The organism is Prosthecobacter sp., assembly GCF_044373815.1.
In the GTDB taxonomy this organism is placed as follows: Bacteria; Verrucomicrobiota; Verrucomicrobiia; order Verrucomicrobiales; family Verrucomicrobiaceae; genus Prosthecobacter.
The window spans coordinates 1-8,493 of record NZ_JBIPNG010000285.1; the positions used below are offsets into that span (position 1 = coordinate 1).

The following is an 8,493-nucleotide window of genomic DNA, read 5'->3' on the forward strand; positions in this document are numbered from 1 at the left end:
CTTGAGCACGTGCTCTCCTTTTTCGTCACTGATGCGTCCGATATCCAATGAGTTCATGAAGTCGCTGGTCTGACTCAGGCGGGTGGTGGCGATGGCATCCCCCTGATATTCACCCACCTCTCCTGCTCGGGTGAAGCTGTGCTGAATAAACAGGACCGCCGTTTGAGTCGGGTCGGGCTCGTAGAATTTGGCGCTCCAGCGGCTGGAGCCACCAATGATCGTCGTTTCAGGCTTGCCCATGGACCAGATGGTGCCGCCGCTCTTTTTGCTGGAATAGTGGATCACGCTGCTCTCGAAAATGTTGTTTAAATATTCGTTGTGCAGAAGGGAGAGGATCATTTTCAGTTCCGCTTCGAGCAGTGTGTCGGGGGCCATGTAGCGTCTGGATTTGTCATCGAGAACAGCCTGGAGCAGGTCCTTGTCTCCACCGGTGAAGAGGGCGGCCTGAAAGGCTTTTTCGGACGGCAGGGTGTCCAGCATTTTGAGGGAAGGGGCCGCCTCGGCAAACTTGACTGTCTGCCACTTGGTGATGGCCTTGCGGTAGTCGTCCAGTGAAGCCGCGCCGGCTGTTTCTTTGCGGATGGCGGCGAAGGTGCGCAGATCATCCTGATAGGTGCCCAGCCGCTGGCGGAGGGCGCGAATCCGCGTCTCGAGATCCGCAGGGAAGGCCAGTGCCGGCACCTCGGGCTTGAGGAGGGCTTCGAGGGGCAGCAGCTCCTTGTCGATGGCTGCGCAACTGGTGCTGACATTGGCCGACAGCTTCTCGTGCGAAAGCTCGGCGGCGCCGCGCTTTTCGAGCTTGGCCAAGGTGGTGGAGGTGCTGGTGACAAGTTTTTTCAGGACCGTCACGAGGTGAAGATCCGCCTTGGTCTTCAGCGCTGCGAGGCGGTTTTTCGGCTCGGCAGCCACATCGCCTCCCAGTTGTTTCACCAAGGCTTCGGCATCGCTGAGCTGCCTGACGAGTTGAGTGGCGGTCAGTTTGCTCTGCTCACCCTGGAATGAATTTTCCAGTGCCAGCAGCGCCTCGGCGGCCTGCTTGCCGGTGACGCGGGATTTGGCGGCCCATGAACTGACTTCTTCGATGCGGGCCTGCAGGTAGGGCCAGCGCAGCAGCAGCTCCTCTTCGCTGCGCAGTTTCTTGATCAGATTTTCTGCGGCGCTGTAGTTTTCTTTGGCCTGATACGAGGCGAGTTCCTGCGTGAGCGTCCAAGCTTTCCAGGCATGCAGACTGATGGCGGAAATGCCGCAGAGCAGCACCAATGCGGCCGCGGCCAGCGCGATGTTCCCCACACGTTTGGTGCGCTGCATGCGCTCCAGCTTGTGCCGCAGTTCCTGGCCTGCCGTGCGCAGGCGCTGCAACGAGTCAGCGGCCACCGGCAGCTGATAGCCTTCCAGCTCCTTCCAGCGCTTGATGAAGCTTTCATCCTTGCTGGCAATCTCTTCAAACGTGACGCCCGCCCCCGTGAGCAGGCGGGTTTCCACCTCCTCCACAAAGACAAGAAAGCTTTTGAGCGTGCGGTCAAAGTTGCGCTGCTTTTCATCGGCTGCCCTTTCTTTTTGATGGAACTGAGTCAGGTCCTCCAAGGTGGCTTTTTGCGCAGCATCGGCGGGCGTGAATCGGTGCTCCTTGAACATGGCGTTCACCACACTCAGCATCTGCCCCACCTGCCGCCATCTGCCCTCGGCCTTGAGCTGCTGCATGGTGGTGAGCATGTCCGGCACGCGGGCCTCGGCCTGCCTGCGGCGGAGCGCCTGGCGGATGTTCTCCCCCTGCTCAAAGACATCAAGGCGTTCCAGCTTGGATGGAGGAGCGGCGGCCTTGATGTCCTCCGTGAGCGTGGCGATGCGTTCTTCGTCATCTGTCTTCAGCGCCTCACGCAGCAGGTCGATTTTTTCCTGCAGCGCCTTGTTCTCCAGACGTTGAAGTTCCTTGCGGGCGTTGTCGTCCTGCGGGTTGAGCTTGAGGATGGTTTTGACGATGCGAAGAGACTTCGCGTCATCGCGTGAGAGCACCGCTGCGCGAAAGTCTTTGTAGAGCGGATGATTGGCGGAGATGCCTCGGGAATAGAGGGACTCAAGATCTTGAATGATGCGGATGTCCACACGTGCGGCCACTTTCAGCCCGTGAGTATCGCAATAGATCTGCCAGTTCTTTTCTTCGCCGAAACTCACGGATGCGGCGAGATCCAGCAGGGGAGGATCTTCTTCAGCCACTTGCAGGGCCTGGTAGTCACTGCCTTTTTGCAGCATGGTTGCGACCAGGTCCAGCCGACGCTCCACGTCCGAGCAGAGCTGTGCGTAAATAATGGCGGCATCCTCCACGGCGGATGGTGGCACCTCCTCTTTGAGGGCGGCGCGGATGGCCTCGATGGCTTGAGTGAGAGGTTTCACGGGTTGATTGGCTTGGATGGGGACTGACCAGAGGGCAGAACCACTTTTAGTTTACAAAGCTCAATTTTGTTCGGCTGTTCCAGCGCCAGGATAAAATTCCCTGGCATGAGATCAAAATGCGGAGGGGCATTTCCTTCGAGGTTTTGCAGCTTTGTTTGCCATTCTTGCCGCTCTTGTTCCTTTTTAGCTTTGCTCTGCTCGTAGCGGTTTTTATTTTCGGCCTTTATCTTCGCAGGTTCCTTGCTGCTCTCATTCTTCGCCAAGTATTCATCGTCCTTTGCAATGCTAGCGTCCAGCTCCTCGAGCTTTTTCTTGATCTCCTGCTTGCTCAACGCGGAACCGTTTTGGATCACTGGGGGTATGACTTGGAATGAAGAATCTCCCGTCGATTTCAGGTTGAAAAACTTCTTCTGGTCTGCGGGGCCGTCGTGCCTCAGGGCATAGACTGGATCCTTCTGACCCACGAATTGCAACCGGCTGAGAAAATCTGGGGGAAGGTTGAGCGTTACGGTGGCGGCATTGATCACCGTGGTTTCAATGACCTGTGTCAGGATAGGGCGGGAGAAGGCGCTGCTGACGGGGATCAGCCTCAGGTCAAACAGCACGTGCAGTCCGTCCCTGCTGCGTGCCACGATCCTGATGCCATTGGGGGATTTGCGGAGTTCTTCTGGGAATGCGGTCAGCACGCCATCATTGGAGAAGGCGATCTTCAGAGCCACATTTGCTAACAAGGTTGGGAAGAACTTGAACTTATCCTTGTCATCTGAGCTGACTCCCAACCACTTCTTCAATTCGCCCTCTTTGGGCTCGGTTTTTCCATCAGGAGGCGGATGCGATGCCCAGGCGTTGCCGACGAACAACTGCATGTCATCAGTGACCTTCAGTCCGGCGATTTTGCCCGCCGGATCTTCGTTGGGCTGGAGCAGGCAAAGATGGATGTGATTTGTGGCGGAGACCGCATCCGCATCCTCGATTATGACCACCGGTTTTGGCTCCACTCGAGTGCGTGGATCGTCAGTCTTGACCGCCATCTTGGGTTCGTTTCTCTTGTCAGGCTGCTGCTTCAATCCTGCAGCCTTGGCGCGCAGCCATTCTGGCAGTGATTTGTTGGAGGCGGCTGTTTGCGCTGTGGCGTGGGACTGGGGGCCTGCATCGTCCAGTGCTGCCCAAAGCTTCAGCCATTGCTGAACTTCGAGAACGGTGCTGTTCTTCGGATCTCCAGGGAGTTTAAACACTTCTTCCCACTGAGTTCGGGTGTCGCGCGCAGGCTCCGCATGGCGCAGCACTTCCCTGGCTGCGTCCTTCAGTGATTGAACCAGTTCTTCGCCGGGTGGCGGAATGTCTTTCAGGCTCAGAGAATGGGTCAGCTGCTTCCATGTGGCATTGCGTGAGTCCTGCCATTTGCGGTAGGACTCAAGAATGTCCAACGCCGTCACCGTGGCCTGGCCGGATTGCAGCTTCGCCCAGGGTTTCACATGCAGTTCCGCCCATTCCTCCACCAGCTTTTTGAGATCTTTGAGATCGTCCTCGGTATGTGCGGGCAAGGGGAGTTCGATGGAAGTGCCCGGCTGCTTCAGCATCTGCTTCATGCTGCGGAAAAAGTCTTCGTGTGACTTCAGCAGAGCCGTTCCTTCTTCAATGTCGGGCTGCTCTTCGAGCAGCTTGCGTGTGGCGTTGAGGACGAGTTGATGATTTTTCCAGGTGGCGGCGATTTTTTGTTCATAGTCCGCACGCGCCTGCTCCTGCAGGTTGTTCTGCCGCAGCAGTGCGCCCACCACGACAACGACCATCACGGCGGCAATGATGAGCGAGATGCCAATGAAGCTCTTGTTTGATTTTGCAGCTTTTCGGCGTGGCTCAGGCGACCAGGCGCCCATGGGGCTGACGGGAGCTGATGCGGCACCTGACGAACGCATGGGTTCATAAACCGATGCCGGGGGGCGCGGTGCTGGCCCCGGTGCTGCCGGACTCACTGTTTCAAGGGCCGGAGGAGGAGCCTCACGCTGCGGCGGCTCGGGCAGGGTGGCGGGAGAGGTGAGATCAAGAACGAGGCGGTTGGTGGTCTCCACCTGTCCGCGCATGGGGGAGGTGGATGAGAGCGCGATCCAGCGGAAGTCCGCCACATCGTCATTGGGCTCCAGGCAGGTGGTGAAGCGGGTCTGCCAGGCATGTGCAGGCTCCACCAGCAGCGACTCGCGGAAAAGCTCCAGCGCATTGATGCCAGAAGGTGTGATGAGATAGCAGCCCCTCTGTGCCTCACGGGACCAGAGGATGCCGACGGCGGCGGGATTGCCGGTGACGGAGGCCCAGGCGTGGGAGGCCGTAGGGGCAAAGGACGACAGGTTGATCTCCTCGGATGGATCCAGGTAGCGCGGTGCTTCGTTCCATGAGGTGCGCCAAGCCATGGAGAGAAGCACATCAGCCGGGGTCAGTCCTGCGGTGGAGAGGGCGCGAATCTCCCGAGGTTCGGCGATGAGGTGATGGGCGATGTGATTGGTACGGCCCGTGTAGTCCGAACCGGCGTCCTGCAGGCAGCTCAGCACATGATAAGTGCTTGGGCCCACCGTCAGGATGCGGTGGGCGTGTACGACGCGGCGGGGATCGTGACCTGGCAGACGGGCAAACTGGCTGAAGCGTTCCACCGTTGCTGCGAGCATGCCGCTGACGGCACGATGTCTGGCCACGGTGCCGAATCCGGTTCGGCCTGCTTCGATCAAGCGGGGGGCGCTGGTGTAAATGAGCTGCCAGGCCATGAGGTCAGTTTGCGGAGGTGGAGGGGATCATTTCAGGCGTCGCCTGCGACAGCACCCAGAGTGTGGGTGCCTCCACATGCCGGGGATTGAGCTGCTTCGGATCCGGCCCGATGCGGGGTGTGCCTTCCCGGTCAAAAAACTCCACCGGGGAAGACCCCAGCGGACTGACGGCGAAGTAGCACACATTGGAGGAGATGGCCTCGGCATTGGCCACGATGGAGGGGCAGATGCGCACCATGAGATTGCGCACGCGGGCGGAGTTTGTCTTGATGTGGTCGAGTCTGACCACGCCATCCTCAATGACCGGAAGCAGGGGCTCATCTCCCAGCAAAGAGGCCCAGGTGTCATACTTGCCCACCATCACTGCAAAGGGCGTGGAGACGCGCTGGCGGGAGTCCAGCCCGAGCAGGCTTTTGATGCGGACTTCCGTTTCAGCGAGGATGACATCCTGCTGGTCGATGCGGTGGGTCTTGATCTGCGGATCCGTGACGCCTGTCATCATGGCGCGGAACTCGGTGTTGTGCAGAGGATCGAAAAGAAAGAAAATGCCTGAGGCCACCGCGATGTGCTGGGCGCCGGGCGAGTCCGCGCTGTTGCGGGTCGGTTCGAAATGCTCGCCCGCATTGTCATAAAAGACCACGGAGAAGCCGTTGTCCGGTGTGTCGGGATGAGACAGTTTAAAGATGAAGGGCTTGGGCAGGCGCACCTTGCGTCCCTGACGTGGCAGGGTCTCATAGAGCGCTCCTTCCAGATCGGTTTTGGCCAGGAAGGCATCCTCCGGTGACGAAGAGGAAAACAACTGCGTCTTCATCTGCGTGAGGATGACGTTCTCCGAGGGATCAGCATCGCGGAACGTGATGCCAAAATTCTGGAACAAGGTGCTCTGCAGCACTTTGATCAGCACGCTGAGGTAGTACGATTTGCCTGAAGATGGCGCGCCGACGATGGAGAAGATGTGATGGGGCAGGTCGAGAAATCCCGGTGGCAGCTTGCGGCGGCAGTGCGGGCAGGCGAGGTCGGAGGTGGACAGGCCCATGGCATCGAGCGCCTGGCCACGATCATTGAAGCGCGTGGCATGGAAGCGCTGCATGGCTTCATCACCGAGCATGGGATCGCCCCGCAGGCTGTTGTGGACGGCAATGTTCATCGCATCGCCCCGGTCAAATTTGAACCAGCAGATCGGGCAGGTGAATTCGCCGTATTCGCTGTTCACTTCTGCGGCCTCCATCGCTGGTTCATGAGAACGAGTACGAGAGGGAGCCGTTTCGGCAGGTTCATCCGGCATGGAGCTGTAGCGGTCATACCAGGCGGTTTTTTCGGCTGGCGGGGTCATGGGAGGCGGTATTTTGAGGATCTCCACGGAGTCGTGAACATAAAAGCCCATCTGCTCCATTCCGTTGGGAATTAACAACAGGCGCTTGCGGGCGTTGGCGGAAAACTGGCCCAGCCAGGTTTTCAAAAACTCCGGGCCGAAGGGGCCGTTCCAGTCATGCTGTTCACTGTTGTAAACAAACCATGAGTTGTCATTCCCCAGGGCCATCCAGGTGCCCGGCTGGGGGCTGTATTTGAAGGCCAGCAGCTGCCCGGCACCCGTCATGGTGTGCTCCTCACCGGGCATGGCACTGAAAAAAGTCGTTTCAGCACCGTTCACCAGCACCGGGCAGCTGAATTGAAAGTCCATGGCGTCGCCGGTTTTTGTCACCTTGCAAAGCACCTGGGGGCACTGCGGCGAGTTCATTTTCAGGTCGGAATGCGGCCCGGTGCCAATCACAAAGGTTCCGCCGTCAAATCGGGAGCGTTCTCCAGTGATGCAGTTTAAAATGCAGAGTGAGTTGTGGTTTCCGTTCATTCTTGCCTGTTGCGTCATTGGTGGGGAATAATTAAAAAATAAACCCGTGAGGGTCGATCTTAACTTGGCTTTTTGCTTAGAAAAGCACGAGTTTTCATGGTTGATCAAATCATAGCAAACTCAATCAACAAGCAGTTATGGGGCCTTGGCAGTCTTGAGATGACGGTCAAAAAAGGCCAGCATGAGCTGCTCGGTCTTTTCAGGAGGCACACTTTTCAGGCCATGGCCCGCGCCTTCAAAACCAACGAGCTCGGCCTCCACAGTGGCGGCCTTGAGTTTGTCCACGATCCAGGTGGCCTGCTCATAGGCGACGTATTCATCCGCCGTGCCATGCAGGCAGAGGGTGGGAGCGGCGTTCGGAGTCACCCAGTAGAGAGGACTGCCTATGATGTGCTCCTTGCGCTTGGTGCTGAGATCGCCGCCGAAGAAGAGCGGCAGCACGTCCTTGGCGTCCACGCTTTTGTCGTAGCTCTTGGTGAAGTCACTGGGGCCGAAGAAATTAACCACGCAATTCACGGCGCTGCTTTGCTCCAGATTGCCTTCACCTTCAAACTGAGGAACGCCGGTGGTGACCCCGAGGAACTGCGCCAGATGGCCGCCTGCTGAGCCGCCCATGGCACCGATGCGTGCGGGGTCCGCGTGATACTTGGTAGCGTTCGCCCGCAGCCAGCGCACGGCGGCTTTGCAGTCGTGAACGGCGGCTGGGAACTCGTAGGCCGGTGCCAGCCGGTAGGTGACGGTGATGGCCACGTAGCCGTGCTGGGAGAGCGTGAGCAGCAGCTTGTCATACCCCTCCCGCTTGCCAGCGCGGAAGCCGCCGCCATGGATGCAGACCACGGCGGGGAAGGGGCCTTTCCCTTCTTTCGGTTGCGCCAGATTCACCTGCAGATGCTGGTTGTCGGGATTGGAGAATTCGATGTCGCGGGTGAAGGTGACATTGTCAGGAACGACGAGTTCCGCCGCGTGGATGGAGGAAACGAGCAGCAGGGAGGCGATGAAATGGCGCATGAGGAGTGAGGTGACGGGAAAGAAACGGGAGATGGAGCTAACGGCTCTCGCCGACAGGGAGTTTCAGCGGTGGTGGCAGGCAGGTGCAGCTTTGGAGAAACCTTTTTAGAGACAGAGTGTTACACGCTGTCTTCCGCTTCAACTTCCCATGAAGACTCTGACCTTCTCCATCTTTCTGCTTGCTCCCATGGCCTTGCGTGCCGCTGACGCCACTGAGGCGGCCCATGCTGGCATTCCTGCGGATCAACTGCAGTTCTTTGAGAAGAACATCCGGCCGGTGCTGGTGCAGTCCTGCTACAAGTGCCACTCCGCAGAATCGTCCAAGGTCAAAGGCGGGCTCACGCTGGACACCAAGCAGGCGACTTTGCTGGGCGGGGAATCGGGGCATCCGGGGGTGACGCCGGGCAACATCGCGCAGAGCAGCGTGTATGAGGCGATGACCTGGAAGAATGAGGACATGCAGATGCCGCCGAAGCAGAGGCTGCCGGACGA

At 58.7% G+C, this 8,493-nt stretch carries 5 protein-coding genes; 1 reads left to right on the top strand and 4 read right to left on the bottom strand.

Going from position 1 to position 8,493, the window contains the following annotated elements; translation table 11 throughout:
* The 4 genes from ACIREA_RS20440 to ACIREA_RS20455 all read right to left on the bottom strand — a co-directional run.
* Nucleotides 1-2,391: hypothetical protein (locus ACIREA_RS20440; RefSeq protein WP_397384196.1), on the bottom strand; the 2,391-nt coding region annotated here is incomplete at its 3' end.
* Nucleotides 2,388-5,144 (bottom strand): hypothetical protein, encoded by a 2,757-nt coding sequence (locus ACIREA_RS20445; protein WP_397384197.1) that lies wholly within the window; start codon nucleotides 5,142-5,144, stop codon nucleotides 2,388-2,390. The genes ACIREA_RS20445 and ACIREA_RS20440, both read right to left, overlap by 4 nt.
* A gap of 4 nt (nucleotides 5,145-5,148) precedes the next feature.
* Nucleotides 5,149-6,825: a hypothetical protein gene (locus ACIREA_RS20450; protein WP_397384198.1), complete on the bottom strand. Its 1,677-nt coding sequence runs from the start codon at nucleotides 6,823-6,825 to the stop codon at nucleotides 5,149-5,151.
* A gap of 303 nt (nucleotides 6,826-7,128) precedes the next feature.
* Entirely contained in the window at nucleotides 7,129-8,001 is an 873-nt protein-coding gene (locus tag ACIREA_RS20455) for an alpha/beta hydrolase fold domain-containing protein (RefSeq protein WP_397384199.1), read from the bottom strand.
* A 148-nt stretch (nucleotides 8,002-8,149) separates the two neighbouring features.
* Here ACIREA_RS20455 and ACIREA_RS20460 point away from each other — a divergent pair.
* The coding region (locus ACIREA_RS20460) for a c-type cytochrome domain-containing protein (RefSeq protein ID WP_397384200.1) at nucleotides 8,150-8,493 on the top strand (344 nt) is incomplete at its 3' end.

What these genes read in the sequence shown, in the direction of transcription:
- ACIREA_RS20445 (WP_397384197.1), bottom strand. Translation starts at nt 5,144, where the DNA reads ATGGCCTGGCAGCTCATTTACACCAGCGCCCCCCGCTTGATCGAAGCA.
- ACIREA_RS20455 (WP_397384199.1), bottom strand. Translation starts at nt 8,001, where the DNA reads ATGCGCCATTTCATCGCCTCCCTGCTGCTCGTTTCCTCCATCCACGCG.
- ACIREA_RS20450 (WP_397384198.1), bottom strand. Translation starts at nt 6,825, where the DNA reads ATGGACTTTCAATTCAGCTGCCCGGTGCTGGTGAACGGTGCTGAAACG.